Origin of the sequence: Amycolatopsis sp. NPDC057786, assembly GCF_042797905.1 — a bacterium.
Lineage (GTDB): Bacteria > Actinomycetota > Actinomycetes > Mycobacteriales > Pseudonocardiaceae > Amycolatopsis.
Window position 1 is genome coordinate 36,940 of sequence record NZ_JBHVKW010000004.1, and the last position, 15,450, is coordinate 52,389.

Below are 15,450 nucleotides of genomic sequence, written 5' to 3' on the forward strand. Positions count from 1 at the left end.
TGAACATTCCGAGAGAGGTGAGGTTTGTGTCTGTTGACGAGGCGGTCCCTCGAGCAGGTCGGCGTGAATGGTTGGGATTAGCGGTATTGGCGCTGCCGACAATGCTGACGATGCTGGACATTTCGGTGTTGTTCCTTGCGTTGCCGAGCTTGTCAGCGGATTTGGGAGCTTCCGCGTCGGAGCAATTGTGGATCAGTGATATCTACGGATTCCTGATCGCCGGTTTCCTGGTCACCATGGGCACGCTCGGCGACCGGATCGGCAGGCGACGGGTGCTGCTCTTCGGTGCCGCGGCGTTCGGCCTCGCCTCGATTCTCGCGGCGTATTCGACCTCGCCGGAGATGCTGATCGCGGCGCGGGCGTTGCTCGGTATCGCCGGCGCGACGATCATGCCGTCGACCTTGGCGCTGATCTTCACCATGTTCCCGAATCCGAAGCAAATGGGTGTCGCGTTCTCGGTCTGGGCCGGCGCGATGACGGCGGGGGTCGCACTCGGCCCGGTCGTCGGTGGTGTGCTGCTGGAGAGCTTCTGGTGGGGATCGGTCTTCCTGATCGGCGTCCCGGTGATGCTCCTGCTGCTGGTGACCGGACCGTTCCTGCTGCCGAACACGAAGGAAGCGAGCCCGGGACGGCTCGACCCGGTCAGTGTCATCCTGGTGCTGGCCGCGATCCTGCCCTTCATCTACGGCTTCAAGGAGCTGGCGAGGCTCGGCTGGGACACGCTCTCGGTCGTGGCGATCGTCGCCGGTGTGGTGTTCGGCATCGTGTTCGTCCTCCGTCAGCGGCGGCTGGAGAACCCGCTGCTGGACGTGCGGCTGTTCGCGATCAAGGCGGTGAGCGGCGCGCTTCTGCTGTCGTTCCTGATCGCCGCGGTCCAGGGCGGCGCCGGCTACTTCATCGCGCTGCAGCTGCAGCTCGTCGAGGGCTTCAGCCCGATGAACGCCGGTCTCTGGCTGCTGGTGCCGACCCTGGTGCTGCTGGCCGGGATCTTCATCAGCTCCGCGATCGCCAAGAAGATCCGGCCGGCGTACGTGCTGGCCGGTGGCACCCTGATCTCGGCGATCGGCATGTTCGTCCTGACGCAGGTGACCGCGGTCACCGGGGTGGCGCTGCTGATCGTCGGTTTCACCATCGTGTACCTGGGTGTCAGCCCGGTCGGCCCGCTGGTCAGCCAGATGGTCGTCCCGGCGGCTCCCGAGGACAAGGCGGGTTCGGCGTCTTCGCTGTCGTCGACCGGTGGGGAACTGGGCGTCGCGCTCGGTGTCGCCGCCATCGGCAGCATCGGCACCGCCGTCTATCGCAGTGAGGTGACGGTTCCCGCCGAGGTGGCGGGTACGCCGGAAGGCGCGGTCGCGGGCGAATCCCTCGCCGGGGCGCTCGAGACCGCGAAGAACCTGTCCACGTCGGTGGCCGATTCGCTCATCACCTCCGGCAAGGACGCGTTCACCTCCGGGCTGAACGTCGTCGCGGTGGTCTGCACGATCGCGTTCGTGGGGCTCGCCGGTGTCGCGATCGCGACGCTGCGGCACGTCCCGCCGATGAGCGGCGACCACGGTCACGGGGACGAGGAAGCTCCGGAGGCCGTCGCCGAAGAAGAGCGCGCTCCGGTGGCCAGCGCGTAGACGCAACCGAGGGACCGCCCGGCTGGCGACAGCCGGGCGGCTCTGGTGACCGGTCGGTGCTCGCCGTCGGGCGGGGCGGACCAGCAGTGGAAAACCCGTGCGGAGAGGAGTCATAGTGCCCGGGATGATCAATGTGGTCCAGCCGTCGTTGGGCGAACGTGAGCTGTCGGCGATTCGAGAGGTGTTCGAGAGCAACTGGGTCGGCCGCGGTACGAAGGTGGAGGAGTTCCAGGAGGGCTTCGCCCGCCACATCGGCGTCGGCAAGGACCACGTGCTGTCGGTGAACTCGTGCACGGAGGCGACTTTCCTCGCGATGGAACTGGCCGATATCGGGCCGGGTGACGAGGTCGTGCTGCCGACGATCTGTTTCGTCGGCGTCGCCAACGCCATCGCCTCCCGCGGTGCGCGGCCGGTGTTCTGCGACGTCGACCGGCGCACCCTGAACCCGACCGTCGCCGACATCGAGGCCGTCCTGACCCCGAGGACCAAGGCGGTGGCGATCCTGCACTACGGCGGTTATCCGGGCGAGGTCGCCCAGATCGCCGCGCTCTGCCAGGAGCGCGGGATCCAGCTGATCGAGGACGCCGCGGTCTCGGTCGCGTCCACTGTGGACGGAAAGCCCTGTGGCACGTTCGGCGATTTCGGCGTGTGGAGTTTCGACTACGGCAAGATCGTGGTGACCGTCGACGGCGGGATGCTGTACGTCCGCGACCCCGAACTCGCCGCCCGCGCGCCCAAACTGGCGTACTTCGGGCTGGAACAGACCAGCGGTTACAACGAGGCGTTGCGCTCCCGCACCCGCTGGTGGGAGTTCCAGGTTTCGTCGTTCTCGCGGCGGTCGATCAGCAACGACGTGCTCGCCGCCGTCGGCAGTGTGCAGCTGGACCGCCTGCCGGGATTCATCGAACGCCGGGCCGAGATCGCGGCCCACTACGACCGGGAACTCGACGGCCTCGACGGCCTGCACCGGCCGCCGCCCTTGCCGGAGGGGCACACGACCTCGCACTACATGTACTGGATCCAGCTCGACGACGGTATCCGGGACGACGTCGCGCGTGACCTGTACGCGCGAGGGATCTACACCACCTTCCGCTACGCGCAGCTGCACAAGGTCAAGGCCTACGGTGCGGACGTGCGGCTGCCCCAGTCCGACGCCGCGTCGGCGAGCACCCTGCTCCTGCCGATCCACCAGGGCCTCTCGGACGCCGACGTGGACCGCATCGTCGGCGCTGTTCGTGACAGTGTCAGTGAGCGCCGTGGGCACGGGCGCCATTCGGCTTCTCCAGTAAGGAAAGCGGCATGACCCTCCAGGCTGAGACCTCCGACAACAACGTCTACGACGACGACCTGAGCGAGATCTACGACCAGATCTACACCAACCGCGCTCGCGACTACCAGGCCGAAGCGGCGCTGCTGGCCGCCATCGTCCGCGCGCGGCGGCCGGAAGCGGCCTCGCTGCTCGACGTGGCGTGCGGGACGGCCGAGCACCTGGCGGCGCTGAAGCCGACCTTCACCCGCCTTGAGGGCCTGGAGCTCTCCGCGCAGATGAGGGAACGCGCCCGCGCGAAGGTTCCCGGTGTGCAGATCCACGAAGGCGACATGCGGCGGTTCGATCTGGGCCGCACCTACGACGCGGTCTGCTGTCTGTTCAATTCGATCAGCTTCATGGCCACGACCGATGAGCTGGACAGTGCCATCGGCAGCATGGCGAATCACCTTTCGCCGGGCGGCGTCCTCGTCATCGATCCGTGGTATTCGCCGGAGCAGTACATCGAAGGTTATGTCTCCGATTCCGTCACCAGGAGCGACGGCCGGACGATCGCGAGGGTTTCGCATTCGGCGCGAGAGGGACGGCGGGTTCGGCAGGAGGCGCACTTCGTCACCGCGGATTCCTCCGGTATCAACCACTTCGTCAATGTGCAGCGATTGACCTTGTTCACCCGCGACGAGTACGCGGCCGCGCTGGAAAAGGCGGGCTGTGCCGTCGAATTGGTCGAGGGGGCGGACTCGCTTTCGCCGGACACCGGAACCTTTGTCGGTGTTCGCCGATAGCGTCGGACATGATCTCCTCCCGATCGTTTCATGAATAATTCACGTTTGCGATGATCGGCTGGCGGCCCTTGGCATTACGTGGCTTAATGCGTAATGTCAAGGGCCGGTCTAGTATTTGGTGGTGCGTCATGCCTGACGAGGGTTGCCGAACCTGCGGCAAGCCGCTGCCGCGGCAGCCGGGCAAAAGGGGCAGGACATCGGCTTACTGTTCGGCGGCCTGCCGTCAGAAGTCGTATCGGAGCCGGCACACCTCGGCGGAGCGGGATCGGGTGACCGATCTGATCGCCGACATCGAGAAGCGGATCACCGGCCTCGCGCCGCAGCGTCCCGACGCCTTCTACGCCGACGTCGTCGACCTGTCCTCCTCGGTGAGCAGGTTGCGCCGCATCGCCAGGGTCGCGCTGGACGCCGCCGAGGCGGGCACCGGTTCGCCCGCGACGGTGGAACCGGCGAAAAACGTAACGCCGGACCGCGTTACGGAAACGCCGCCCGCCGAAGGCCCTGGCGAGACCGACGACGTGGTGTCGCCCGAGGCGGTGCGGACCGGCGATGAGGGCGCGTTCGCGATGCTGGTCGAACGGCATCGCCGGGAACTGCAACTGCACTGCTACCGGATGGTCGGTTCCTACGACGAGTCCGAAGACCTGGTGCAGGAGACCTTCCTGCGAGCGTGGCTCAAACGCGACGGCTTCGAGGGGCGGTCCAGTTTCCGCTCCTGGCTGTACCGCATCGCCACCAACGCGTGCCTCGACTTCCTCCGGCGGCACTCGCGCCGGCCCCAGCACTACGACGCCTCGGCGGGGGTGACCCAAGGCAATCCCGAGCCGCCTTCGCGTATCACCTGGCTGCAACCCTATCCGGACGAGCTGCTGAACGAGGTCGTGTCGACCGAGCAGGAGCCGGACGCGGCGGTGGTGTCGAGGGAGACCGTGGAGCTGGTGTTCCTCGCCGGTATCCAGCATCTGCCGCCACGGCAGCGGGCGGTGATGATCGTGCGGGACGTGCTCTCCTGGCCCGCCGCGGAGGCCGCGGAACTCCTGGAGATGAGCACGGCGTCGGTCAACAGTGCCCTGCAGCGCGCTCGTTCGACCCTGCGCAAACATCTCCCCGAGCGGCGGTCGGAATGGACGAGGCAGGCCGGGCCGACCGAGGACGAGCAGGCCGTCCTGCGCCGCTACATCGCCGCCACCGAGGAGGACGACGTCGCGGCGATGGCCGAACTGCTGCGTGAGGACGCCCTGCTGACGATGCCTCCCGAAGATCTGTGGGTGTCCGGCAGGGAATCGATCACGAAATTCCTCGGCCCGGTCATCGATCCCGGGTCGCCGCGCTATTTCGGCCGCTGGCGGCATCTGCCGACCGTCGCGAACCGGCAGCCCGCCGCCGCGGGTTACGTGCAACGGCCCGGTACGCAGGTGTTCCGGGCCCAGGTGCTCGACGTGCTGCGGATCGAAGACGGCGAGATCGCGGAGGTCATGTCGTTCGAACCGCACCTGTTTCCGGCCTTCGGCCTGCCCCTGACCTTGTGACCTGCACTAACGGGTGAATCCCCGCCCGGACCGATTAGTCGTCCGGACTCCGTACGTCTCAATAAGCGAACTTCGTGGCGAAACGACCACGGACCGCAACTGATGAACGGAGAAGTCGATGGGCAAGGTTGTCGCCGACATGTCGATGTCGCTTGACGGGTTCGTCGCCGACCCTTCCGATGGGGTCGACAAGGTTTTCGGTTGGTACGGCACCGGTGATGTCGCCGTCGCGTCCGCTCACCCCGACATCACCTTCCAGGTGAGCGAGAACAGCGCCGAGTATCTGCGTGAGGCCATCGCCGACACCGGCGCGCTGGTCTCGGGTCGCCGCACCTTCGATCTCGCCGAAGGATGGGACGGGAAGCACCCGACGGGCGTGCCGGTCTTCATCGCCACCCACAGCGTCCCGGACGGCTGGCCGCGCGCGGACGTGCCCTTCACTTTCGTAACGGACGGGATCGAAAGCGTCATCGCGCAGGCGAAGGCCGCCGCGGGCGACAAGTCGGTCTGCGTCGCGAGCCCCAGCATCGCCCAGCAGTGCCTCGAGGCCGGGCTCCTGGACGAGATCCAGGTCGCGGTGGTGCCCGTGTTGCTCGGCGACGGCATCCGTCTCTTCGAGCGGTTCAAGGATCTCGTGGTCGACCTGACCGGTCCCCGGGTCATCGAAGGAAAGGGTGTGACCCACCTCGTCTATGGCGTGAAGTCCGCCTGAGTGACCGCGCAGCCGATGGCCCGTGCCACCCCCCAGTGGGCACGGGCCATCGGCTTTTTTGTGCTTCGACGCGGGGATCCGGGGCTTGCCCCCTGGGCGGGGTGTGGGAGTTGCACCCCACACGACACGCGGAACAGAAAAGGCCCGCGCCCTTTGCGGGCACGAGCCTGATATCTGTGGAGCTGAGGGGAATCGAACCCCTGACCTTCTCGATGCGAACTGTCGGCATCGGCGTTTCCCCAGGTCACTGAGGTCATGTCGGGGGTCATATGCGCTGCTGACGGTCGCTCATGGTCGCTGGCGTTGCTGTACTTTGCTGCTGTACAGCAGTCTCATCGCCGCTGGTCAGCGCGCTGCGTCTCGCCCTGAATCTATCGCACTCCGGCCCCTCGTGGCTGCCTGAGTGCCCTGATGCCTGCTCGTCCCCGTTCCCCTCGTCACCGCCACGCCTTGCGCTGAGTCGGTCGTGTCAAGGCACGCTTTCCCGCCTTGATGCGGGCGGCTCGGCGTAAGACGCTGAGAAGCGAGGGAGCCCCGGTCACCACTGCGCGTCGATGAGGCGGGTCGGGTGATTGGGCCGTGTTGCTCCTGGGCTTCCGTCGTCGTTGGCGGCGCGCTGCGGGTGCTGCCCTGCGGCGGGCTCGCCCGGCGGCGCCTGCCGGAGCGGAGCGGGAGGCCGGCGTCGCCAACTGGGCGGAGCCCGCCGGACGGGTGGTGACCCGCGCGCCGCCAACGGCGGCGCCTTGATCCCATAGAGCCAAATTCGGCAGGAATCGCTTGTGAACGCTCGCAGGGGCGCCAAGGGCACCAAAGGTGCTACACGCGCAGTGTCTTCAAGATCTCGTCGGCAAGACTGGCATTACCGGCGGCAATGAACTTCTGGCGCGGGTTCATCGCGGCGGCAATATCGGCGAGCGAGTCAAGGTGGTAGTCGAGGGAGATCGGTTGCCCCTGTAGGTCGATGACGGTTCCGCCTGCCGCGTGAAGTACGTAGTGGCCTGGCGAGAGATCCCAGATGGCGAATCCCTTAGCGAATTCGATGGTGGCATCGGTCAGCCCGGCCGCTACATGGCACAGACTTACCGAGCCGAAGTCGACACCAACGCGCCCGTTCTTCTTGTCTCCGTCGGACGGCGCGCTGAGGGCTGCAAGGAAATCGCGTTGTTGCGCAAGGGGTACGAACCGTGCGTCTGGCCGCATGAGGTAGTTGGTGACCAAGGCTTGCGAGAGGTTGGATTGAGAAGGTTGGTCGAGAACGTATTTCGTCTGGTCGGCTGTGACCATAAAAGCCCGGTCGATGCCGTCGCTGTCTCGCGCGCCGATGTAGAGCTGAATGTGATGGAAGATGTCCCCGATTACCGAAACGATCGGCCTCGCCAGCGCGCGAGAGTAGACCATGATGTGCGTGTAACCGTAGAGACCTCGTACCGCGAGTTCGCTGGTGTCCAGCGGGTCGACAAGCACGCATAGATCCGGGTCTGAGTCCGGTCCGACCACCTCAGGGTCGGCTTCTTCGGAGGCGTACACAAACGAGGGGATGTGCTGGACAATCGCTTCCTTGTAGCGCTGGTGCATCCACAAGTCGAAGTCTGAAAGAAAGTTGTCGCTATGGCGAAGGTTTTCCTGCTCGCGCCGCTTGCCTGAAATGGCGGCAGAAACGAGCCGCGGGCGTATTTCAAGCACCATTTCCCTAACCAGGTCGGCGATACGTGCCGCCAAGTCGGGAAGTGATGTTTCGGAGTTCATCTGGTAACCGCCTTTATGGTTAGCGCAGTTCCAACGGAGGTTCAATTCCGGGAGGGCTCATGGTTGCAGCGATGAAGATAGCCGAGAAGTCCACCTTGCGCAGGTTTTGCGCACCGGCCAGATCGTCGAAGTTGTCCGCGCGGGGGTCGTCTCCCTGGGTCATTGCTCCGAAAACTGCGAAGTACAGGTCGGCCGTCGGATAGCGTGATCGGACCTGTTGCGCAAGGTAGCCGATAGCGTCGGAATGCTTGACTTCAAAGTCGCACAACACAATCGTCGGATGCTCTTTGGTCTCTGGAAAGACGGAGGCGTCGTCAAGTTCGATTCCTCCGCCGCGAACCTTGTTGCATCGCAGATATCCGATTGGGCATCGCGAAAATCGCGAGGATGAAAGAAATGTGGCCATTACTAGCCCGGCCTCGTTGATTCCGAAACAGATATCGGCATCGAGGCGGCTGCCGAGATTCTTGATCTGGCTGCCAAGTTGTTCGATGCCCTGGCCGAACGTGCTCCAGTTTAGATCCAGCAAACGGCCAGGCTGGGGGTTCGGTAACGACAGTACGTCGATTTTCGCTTCGCCGAATTCGACGCGGGGGACTGCGAGGGTGTATTCCTCGCCGATTTGGTTCCCTTGCGCGGCTCGCGGTTCGTTGTTGGCGACTCGTTGAGCTGCGGACTCTTGCTTGGGCTCATCCGCTCTCGCCTGCGGCGGCTCGGGCACGAACTCGATTCCGCCGTCGTGTGACTCGAAGAGTTGTTCGGCCTGCCATCCGGGCAGCATCGCTTCAAGGATTCGACAGTGGTCCGCATAGGGCAGGCTGACGAGTTCGCCGGATAGCCATCGGTAGAACTGGGCCTTGCTGGGGTAACTGCCTCTCAGGCTCTTGTCGACCTTGTCGGCCACCTTGTCGTACTCGCGGCAGAACGCGCGATAGCTCTGCAAGTGCCGTCCCCTGAGCAGGACTTTGAGAACGATCGGCCGGACCTCTTGTGTGGCGGTGTCGGTGCTCACGAGACCAAACTACCACGGGAGACGAGACAAGACGAGACCAAAGGAGTGCAAGACGCTCTGAGGTGAGACCGAGACGGTGTCGTGACGGGACGCCTGTTTGGCCGATTGTTGTAGGTACGCCGGTAAAGGCGAATCCGACAAGCGGGAAGGTTCAACACGATATGGCGATCGAAAAGGGCATTCGGTTCAGCGTTGAGCACGACGAGGCGTTTCCTCAGGGCCTGGTGATGGTGGGCGAGGTGTCGCCGGACAACGAGTACCAGTCGCGTGAGGACAAGGCGCAGGGGCGGCCGGTGCGGCAGCGAATCGACGAGACGTCTGGAAAGCGGCAGTGGAAGTTCACGGCGACGGATCTCGGTGAGACGAAGGCGAAGCGTGCGTCGTTTGAGATCACGCTGTTGGCTGATGTGCAGCCTGTGCCGACGACGGCTGAGGTGATGCCGGGGATGCGGCCGGTCGAGCTGGACGGGTTGACGGCAGAACCGAAGGTGACCGGGCAGGGTGAGTTCAAGTACCTGTCCTATGTGTTCCGCGCGACCGGGTTCAAGGCGGCGGCGAGTGACACGGGCTCGGCCTCGGGAGGGAAGGCGCCTCGGTCGACGGCTGGTGAGTCCTCGGCCAAGGCCGCGTGACGGCACTGACCTCTACAGGGAAGCGGTGTCGTGATGCCGAACAAGCAGGTATCAGCGTGGGAGTCGGCTTATCGCGCCTATCGGGACGCGTCGGACGCGGTGGCTCGATCGCGGGGCACGAATCCGGATGTTGCGCAGGAGATGGCGGCGGTGTCGTGGTCGGTCGCGCACGCCTGGCGCGCTCTGGCCGGTGACCGTACTCAGCCGTGGTGGGTAGTCGCCGCCGTGGGATCGGCCGCGCAAGCCTTCGAGGAACAAGCACGGGAATGGGAACGCAGGGCGGGAGGTGACGAGTATGCGGAAGGGGTTCGGCCCGACCTGGGTGATCAGCCGCTGGGACGAGGTGACGGTGGAGGAGACTGGTTCGAGTCCGGGGGCACCCCCGGCGCTGGTGTTGTCGGGCACGGCTGGCCTGCTGATGATCATGCCGCCGGACGACCGGGCCAGCTGGCCGGACCGGGCCGCCTTCCTTCGCCGACTCCGCGATTGCGCGGACGAACTGGCGGCGCTGCTCGAAAACCGCGCAATGAACGGGGTTTGTGATGACGACCCCGCGCAAAAATGAGCCGCAAACACTCAAGGACGCACACCATGTCGCGGCGTCTACTCGACCGCTGCCGGGCGCGAGCCTCGCAACCTGGCTGAGATGGCGTCAGGCCAACGCAAGAATGTACCGCGCAGTGTCCGATGTGGACAGGTTCCACCATCACGAGTTGCGGTACTGGGTCGCACACGAGGAGGACAAGGCGGAGGAGCTGGCGGCGAGAATCGAGAAAGAGAAGGCAGAGACTCGCTGATGTTGCACGAACCGAAAATTGCCGCTGAGCTCGCCGACCGCTACGTGAATGAAGGGGGCACTATCGAGGGTTTGGCTGAGCGGTATCAACTCAGCTATCGGGCGGTGCGTACCACACTCCTGCGGGCGGGTGTCACGCTCCGGCCTCCGAATATTCAACTTCCCGCAACACCTCCGGGAATGGTCAACGCCTACAACGGTGGCCGTTCGATCCGGCAACTGGCAGACACATATGGCATGAGCTACAACCAGACCCGCCGGGTGTTGCTGGCCGAGGGTGTTCGGCTTCGCCCGACCGGAAGGCAGCCAACGGCCCGGCGGGGATCGGACCGAATGTCACGCTACTAACCGGATAAAGAAAGTCGATATCAGAAATAGACGCACGTGGGGACGTGTGGCATACAAACACGTCCCCATGTGACTAAAAGTGTCCCTATAAAAACGCAGAACCGGCCCTTGGCTACCAACCTGTTCCGGTTCTGCGCCTGTCCACTGGAGCAGTGAACAATGAAGAAGATAAATGATGCCAAGCAGTGCGCGTCAACGGGGGTCACCCGAACGCGCTGTACGGAATGTAAACGGTTCGCTCGGCTGCTGCCGGGTGAGGAGAAGTGCTCCCCGTGTATGGGGATGCTGCCGCTGCCGATCGTGGTTCCCGCTGCTGGTCTGCGGGGTGGTCGGTGATGAACACGCAGGAGATCATGACCACGCTCGCGGTCGGCGGCGGCCTGGCGGTGGTGTTGTGGGTGCTGGCCAAGGTCGGCCGTGTCCTGTCGAGTGTGTTCGAGGCGCTGGCCGCGTTAGCGGTGCTCGGTGTGGCGCTGTGGGGCCTGCTGCGGGCCTTGGGCTGGATTGTTCGGCAACTGGTCACGTACTGGCGTACCTGCCTCGCCCTGGTGGGGTTGTGGGCCTGGTGCACGTGGCTGGGCTGGATCTCCCTCATTGTCACGGTCGGCGCGCTGGCGGTCGTGCTGCTGGTGTGGTGGTGGCTCGACGCGGTCGGCTATGACCAGTGGTGCGGGCGGTGGCTGCGGGCGTGGTGGCTGCGCTGGGCGCTCTACGGGCGGAAGCTGGCCGGGTGGTTGCACGCCTGCGGGCTGACGGTGCGCGATAACGCGATCCCGGTCGACGTGACGGTGAATCTGGTGTCTCGGCGGCGGAAGCGTGAGGCGGTCGCGAAGGCTCGTCAGGCGTCCGGGGTGGCGGTGCCGAAGCTGCTGTCGGTCCGTTCCGGCGCGTCGTGGGATGAGGTGCGGGTGCGGCTGGTTCCGGGCCAGAAGCCGGAAGATTTCGATGAGGTCGCGCGGGAGCTGGCGGTGGCGCGGAAGGTCTCCCGGTGCCAGGTGCGGGAGCTTGAGCCGAATGTGGTGTCGATCGACTTCATGCGCCGCGATCTGCTCGACACTGCGGTGATGTGTCTGCCGGTGCCGGAACTGGTGTCCGTGGACGGCGCGGGGGTGGATCTGCGGGCGGTGTACGCGGGTTCGACCGAGTACGGCAAGCCCTGGACGGTGCCACTGATGGGCCGTGGCGCGCACACGCTGGTGGCTGGCGCGACGGGTTCGGGTAAGGGCTCGGTGATGTGGTCTCCGCTGGTGTCAGCGGCCCCGGCGATCCGTGCCGGTCTGATCCGGGTGTCGGGAATCGACCCGAAAGCGATGGAGTTGTCGTACGGGCGCGGGATCTTCACCCGCTACGGGCAGAGCGGTAAGGAAGCCCTGGAAGTCCTCGATGCGCTGATCGATGAACTGGAGAACCGTAAGCGCGTCTTCGCCGGAAACACCCGTGAGGTTCCGCTCTCGACCGAGTTTCCCTTGGAGCTGCTGGAATTCGATGAGATCGGCGCCCTGACGAAGTACACCGACCGTAAGACCCGTGAGGCCATTGTGGAGCGGGTAGCGATCCTGACCACACAGGGGCGGGCGCTGCTGTTCAGTGTGCGGGGTTATGTGCAGGAGCCGACGAAGGACACGGTTCCGGTGCGGGAGTTGCTGCCTCGACGGGTGGCGCTGCGGCTGACGTCGAAGACTCAGGTTCCGATGGTCCTTGGCGACGGCGCCTACGAACGCGGTGCGTGGGCGAACCGAATCCCGGAGGGCTCGGCCGGTGTCGGCTACGTGTGGGGCGAAGGCATCCGCGAACCGCTCCGTGTCCGCGCGGGCTGGGTCTCAGACCAGACGATCAAACACCTGGAGCATTACGTCACCAACGGCGGTGCCTCGGTGATCCATCTGTCAGACCGGCGCGGTGAGAGGGGGACGGCATGACCAACGCAACCACAAATCAGCAGGTCGAAGCGGGTACGGTCGCCTCGCCGGCACCCCCGAATGGACGAATCCGCGGGGCGCTGTCGACGGAGGTCGTGAAGGCCACTGCGGAGAAGCACGGCGTCTGTGTCCGGCCGTTCACGATGGAGGTCGGAGACACCGAAACCGGCGAGATCCGGTACATCCCGGTGCCGTGCGGGTCCACTGTGGAATCGGTGTGTCTTCCCTGTGCGCGCAAGGCAAAGGCGCTCCGTCAGGCGCAATGCCGTGAAGGCTGGCATATGACCGAAGAACCCGTCCTCGCGCGGGAAACCCCGTCAGAGACGCAAACGGAGCTGTTGGCGTTCCGGGCTGATCTGGCGGCGCACTACCGGGACGTGATAGCGGCAGGTGACGAGGTCGAAGCGGAGGAGCTGCGGGCAGAGGTCGCCTCGGTGGATGAGGAGTTGCGGGCGTCGGGCATGACGGGTCGCCTGCCTGCCCTCGACGTCCCGGAGAAGCGGCCGGTGAAGCGGTCCACGAAACGGAGGCAGGACGCGCCGAAACTGCCTAGACGCAAGGTGTCCTCGGCGACGGTGGGACGGGAGTACGCGGGGAAGTTCCGGCCGTCGATGTTCGTCACGCTCACCTGCGACACCTACGGCCCGGTGCGGTCGGATGGCTCGCCGGTGAACCCGTCGACGTATGACTACCGGCGGGCTGCTCGGGACGCGGTGCACTTCTCGGCGTTGGTGGACAGGTGGTGGCAGAACTTGCGGCGCGTGGTCGGCTGGGATGTGCAGTACTTCGCCACCGTGGAACCCCAACGGCGGGCGGCTCCGCACCTGCACACCGCCCTCCGTGGCTCCATCTCCCACGAGGTCATCCGGATGGTCACGGAGGCGACCTATCACCAGGTGTGGTGGCCCAACCACGACGAACCCGTCTACATCGACCGGGAACCGTTGTGGGACATGGATTCACGCACCTTCGTGGACCCGGACACTCGGGAGCCACTGCCGTCGTTCGATGAAGCCAAGGAGGCGGTCGAGGAACCCGCGCACGTCGTCACGTTCGGTCGCCAGGTGCACTCCAAGGGGATCTTGGGCGGCACGGAGGAATCCGGGCGTCACATCGGCTACCTGACCAAGTACCTGACGAAATCCACGGGTGAGGTGGTCGACGCTGACACGGCCGCACAGCGGGATCATCACGACCGCCTGCACGCTGAACTGTCGGTGACTCCGTGCTCGCCTCGGTGCGCGGTGTGGCTGCTGTACGGCATCAACCCCAGAGGAGCCAACGGAAAGACCGTTCCCGGCCACTGCAAGGGTCGCGCTCACCGTCGGACGACGCTCGGGCTTCCTGGGCGACGGGTGCTGGTGTCTCGCAAGTGGTCGGGCAAGACCGTGGCCGATCACAAGGCGGACCGGAAGGGCTTCGTCCTGGACGCGCTGGCCGCTGTCGGCATCACCAAGGAACAACCCGAACCGGACCGGTTCGTCTGGCGCAAGGTCGAACCCGGCGACACCCACTGCCCACCACGGGATCACCTCGTGATGCGCGCCATCTCCGAACGCATCACCTGGAAGGCCGAGTACGACAGAGCACTACTCGCCGCGCAGGGGCCACCGGGCGAAGGTCTCGAAACTTCGGCAACTCGGCAAGCGGCGTAAGGGGGAACTGATGATCACGCGTAAATGGCACACCGTCGCTGAGGTGGCGGAGATGCTGGGCTACGGACTGTCGAAGACAAAGATGCTGGTCGCGACCGGGCGGATTCAATCCGTCAAGGACGGTCATAACCGGCGGATTCTCCCTGAATGGGTTGATCAGTACATCAACGACCGAGTGACGGAGGCTGCCTGATGACTGGGAAGGCACGTGCTGACGGGGAAGGCTCGATTTACCCCCATCGCAACGGCTTCGCTGCCTACGTGTGGGTCACGACTCCCAGCGGGGAGAGGAAGCGCAAGTACGTCTACGGGAAGACGCGCGAGGAAGTCCACGAGAAGTGGTTGACGCTGCACCAGGAAGCCAAGAAAGGGCCTGTAGCGACTCGGGTTCCGAACTTGGGGCCGTACTTGCACTACTGGCTTGAGGAGGTCATCCGACCGAACCGGGCACCCAAGACGTACGTGAACTACGAGCTTTTCGTTCGGCTGTACATCAACCCGTTCTTGGGAGACAAGCGTCTCGACCGTCTGCAACTTCGTGAGGCACAGAAGTGGGTCAACAAGTTGCCTGCGGTGTGCCAGTGCTGCGCACAGGGCAAGGACGCCCGTAGGTCGAGGGCCAAGCAACGGTGCTGCGCGCTCGGACGATGCTGCGAGCAAGCACCGTCGGGCCGCACGATCAAAGACATTCGGGACTGCCTGCGTAGCGCGTTGAACTACGCGTGTCGCGAAGAGTTGATCAGCCGCAACGTGGTGGCGCTCGTGACCCTGCCGACTCTCCGGAAGCCGAAGCGGCAACGGTGGTCCAGTGATGAGGCTCGGAAGTTCCTGGAGTCGGCCAAGTCCGAGAACGATCCGCTGTACGCGGCGTATGCCCTCGTCCTGATCATGGGCATGCGTGAGGGTGAAGTGCTCGGCATTCCTGATGAGGCGATCAACTTCGAGACGTCGGAGCTGGATATCTCCTGGCAGTTGCAGAGGGTCCAGAAGAAGCTCCTGCATCGTCAGACGAAGACACCGACGTCTGACGACACCATGCCCCTGATCGACATTGTCACAGCCGCGTTGAAGCTGCGGCTGGAGCGTCGGGGGAGAGACAAGGAGAAGGCAGACGCCTGGCTGGACAGCGGACTCGTGTTCACGACAGAGCACGGCACGCCGATCGAACCGCGTAACTTCCTCCGGTCGTGGGCGACGCGATGCAGGAAGGCGGGCGTCCGGTACATCACCGTGCACGACGGTCGTCGCTCCTGCGGCTCGCTCCTGGCGGATCTCGACGTGCACCCTCGGGTCGCGATGCGGATTCTCCGGCACGCTCAGTTCGCGGTCACGATGGAGATCTACACCGAGATTTCGTCGGACCAGACGCGGGCGGCGCTCAAGAAGCTCGGCGACAGCCTGCAATGACCTGCTGCTGTACTTCGCTG

At 65.0% G+C, this 15,450-nt stretch carries 15 protein-coding genes; 13 read left to right on the forward strand and 2 right to left on the reverse strand.

Annotated elements, in window-relative coordinates:
* The first annotated feature begins 110 nt into the window (after positions 1 to 110).
* The 5 genes from ACFVM3_RS04270 (at position 111) to ACFVM3_RS04290 (ending at position 5,915) form a co-directional block, all read left to right on the forward strand.
* Positions 111 to 1,622: an MFS transporter gene (locus ACFVM3_RS04270; protein ID WP_378435426.1), complete on the forward strand. Its 1,512-nt coding sequence runs from the start codon at positions 111 to 113 to the stop codon at positions 1,620 to 1,622.
* Positions 1,623 to 1,746: 124 nt separating this feature from the next.
* Positions 1,747 to 2,925, forward strand: coding sequence for a DegT/DnrJ/EryC1/StrS family aminotransferase (locus tag ACFVM3_RS04275; RefSeq protein WP_378435428.1), 1,179 nt, complete (start codon positions 1,747 to 1,749; stop codon positions 2,923 to 2,925).
* A complete protein-coding gene (locus ACFVM3_RS04280) occupies positions 2,922 to 3,674 on the forward strand; it encodes a class I SAM-dependent DNA methyltransferase (RefSeq protein WP_378435430.1) in 753 nt (250 codons plus the stop codon). Before ACFVM3_RS04275 ends, ACFVM3_RS04280 begins: the two co-directional genes overlap by 4 nt.
* Positions 3,675 to 3,943: 269 nt before the next feature.
* Positions 3,944 to 5,203 (forward strand): sigma-70 family RNA polymerase sigma factor, encoded by a 1,260-nt coding sequence (locus ACFVM3_RS04285; protein WP_378435432.1) that lies wholly within the window; start codon positions 3,944 to 3,946, stop codon positions 5,201 to 5,203.
* Between the two features lie 118 nt (positions 5,204 to 5,321).
* On the forward strand, positions 5,322 to 5,915 hold the full coding sequence (locus ACFVM3_RS04290) for a dihydrofolate reductase family protein (protein ID WP_378435434.1): 594 nt from the start codon (positions 5,322 to 5,324) through the stop codon (positions 5,913 to 5,915).
* An 816-nt stretch (positions 5,916 to 6,731) separates the two neighbouring features.
* Here ACFVM3_RS04290 and ACFVM3_RS04295 read toward each other — a convergent pair.
* Together ACFVM3_RS04295 and ACFVM3_RS04300 are read right to left on the reverse strand one after the other, a co-directional pair.
* The gene (locus ACFVM3_RS04295) at positions 6,732 to 7,661 is read right to left on the reverse strand and encodes an inositol monophosphatase family protein (RefSeq protein ID WP_378435436.1); all 930 of its coding nucleotides are present in this window, start codon (positions 7,659 to 7,661) and stop codon (positions 6,732 to 6,734) included.
* A 19-nt stretch (positions 7,662 to 7,680) separates the two neighbouring features.
* Positions 7,681 to 8,673, reverse strand: coding sequence for a hypothetical protein (locus ACFVM3_RS04300; protein WP_378435438.1), 993 nt, complete (start codon positions 8,671 to 8,673; stop codon positions 7,681 to 7,683).
* Between the two features lie 161 nt (positions 8,674 to 8,834).
* Here ACFVM3_RS04300 and ACFVM3_RS04305 point away from each other — a divergent pair, with 161 nt between their 5' ends.
* The 8 genes from ACFVM3_RS04305 to xerC all read left to right on the forward strand — a co-directional run bounded on the left by ACFVM3_RS04305 (position 8,835) and on the right by xerC (position 15,430).
* Positions 8,835 to 9,305, forward strand: coding sequence for a hypothetical protein (locus ACFVM3_RS04305; RefSeq protein ID WP_378435440.1), 471 nt, complete (start codon positions 8,835 to 8,837; stop codon positions 9,303 to 9,305).
* 295 nt (positions 9,306 to 9,600) lie between these two features.
* Positions 9,601 to 9,870 (forward strand): hypothetical protein, encoded by a 270-nt coding sequence (locus ACFVM3_RS04310; RefSeq protein ID WP_378435441.1) that lies wholly within the window; start codon positions 9,601 to 9,603, stop codon positions 9,868 to 9,870.
* Positions 9,848 to 10,102, forward strand: coding sequence for an AMED_5909 family protein (locus tag ACFVM3_RS04315; protein WP_378435443.1), 255 nt, complete (start codon positions 9,848 to 9,850; stop codon positions 10,100 to 10,102). Before ACFVM3_RS04310 ends, ACFVM3_RS04315 begins: the two co-directional genes overlap by 23 nt.
* Before the next feature lie 179 nt (positions 10,103 to 10,281).
* Positions 10,282 to 10,449 carry a helix-turn-helix domain-containing protein gene (locus tag ACFVM3_RS04320; protein ID WP_378435714.1) on the forward strand — a complete coding sequence of 56 codons (168 nt, stop codon included), beginning with the start codon at positions 10,282 to 10,284 and terminating at the stop codon, positions 10,447 to 10,449.
* Positions 10,450 to 10,784: 335 nt separating this feature from the next.
* Positions 10,785 to 12,368: an FtsK/SpoIIIE domain-containing protein gene (locus ACFVM3_RS04325; protein WP_378435445.1), complete on the forward strand. Its 1,584-nt coding sequence runs from the start codon at positions 10,785 to 10,787 to the stop codon at positions 12,366 to 12,368.
* The gene (locus ACFVM3_RS04330; RefSeq protein ID WP_378435447.1) at positions 12,365 to 14,023 is read left to right on the forward strand and encodes a replication initiator; all 1,659 of its coding nucleotides are present in this window, start codon (positions 12,365 to 12,367) and stop codon (positions 14,021 to 14,023) included. The genes ACFVM3_RS04325 and ACFVM3_RS04330 overlap by 4 nt, the downstream gene beginning before the upstream one ends.
* Positions 14,024 to 14,033: 10 nt before the next feature.
* Entirely contained in the window at positions 14,034 to 14,216 is a 183-nt protein-coding gene (locus ACFVM3_RS04335; RefSeq protein ID WP_378435449.1) for an excisionase family DNA-binding protein, read from the forward strand.
* Positions 14,216 to 15,430: a tyrosine recombinase XerC gene (gene xerC, locus ACFVM3_RS04340; RefSeq protein ID WP_378435451.1), complete on the forward strand. Its 1,215-nt coding sequence runs from the start codon at positions 14,216 to 14,218 to the stop codon at positions 15,428 to 15,430. The genes ACFVM3_RS04335 and xerC overlap by 1 nt, the downstream gene beginning before the upstream one ends.
* Positions 15,431 to 15,450 lie beyond the last annotated feature (20 nt).

Coding starts and splice junctions, on each gene's coding strand:
- ACFVM3_RS04270 (WP_378435426.1), top strand. CDS start 111: ATGCTGGACATTTCGGTGTTGTTCCTTGCGTTGCCGAGCTTGTCAGCG.
- ACFVM3_RS04275 (WP_378435428.1), top strand. CDS start 1,747: ATGATCAATGTGGTCCAGCCGTCGTTGGGCGAACGTGAGCTGTCGGCG.
- ACFVM3_RS04280 (WP_378435430.1), top strand. CDS start 2,922: ATGACCCTCCAGGCTGAGACCTCCGACAACAACGTCTACGACGACGAC.
- ACFVM3_RS04290 (WP_378435434.1), top strand. CDS start 5,322: ATGGGCAAGGTTGTCGCCGACATGTCGATGTCGCTTGACGGGTTCGTC.
- ACFVM3_RS04295 (WP_378435436.1), bottom strand. CDS start 7,661: ATGAACTCCGAAACATCACTTCCCGACTTGGCGGCACGTATCGCCGAC.
- ACFVM3_RS04305 (WP_378435440.1), top strand. CDS start 8,835: ATGGCGATCGAAAAGGGCATTCGGTTCAGCGTTGAGCACGACGAGGCG.
- ACFVM3_RS04310 (WP_378435441.1), top strand. CDS start 9,601: ATGCGGAAGGGGTTCGGCCCGACCTGGGTGATCAGCCGCTGGGACGAG.
- ACFVM3_RS04315 (WP_378435443.1), top strand. CDS start 9,848: ATGACGACCCCGCGCAAAAATGAGCCGCAAACACTCAAGGACGCACAC.
- ACFVM3_RS04320 (WP_378435714.1), top strand. CDS start 10,282: ATGGTCAACGCCTACAACGGTGGCCGTTCGATCCGGCAACTGGCAGAC.
- ACFVM3_RS04325 (WP_378435445.1), top strand. CDS start 10,785: ATGAACACGCAGGAGATCATGACCACGCTCGCGGTCGGCGGCGGCCTG.
- ACFVM3_RS04330 (WP_378435447.1), top strand. CDS start 12,365: ATGACCAACGCAACCACAAATCAGCAGGTCGAAGCGGGTACGGTCGCC.
- ACFVM3_RS04335 (WP_378435449.1), top strand. CDS start 14,034: ATGATCACGCGTAAATGGCACACCGTCGCTGAGGTGGCGGAGATGCTG.
- xerC (WP_378435451.1), top strand. CDS start 14,216: ATGACTGGGAAGGCACGTGCTGACGGGGAAGGCTCGATTTACCCCCAT.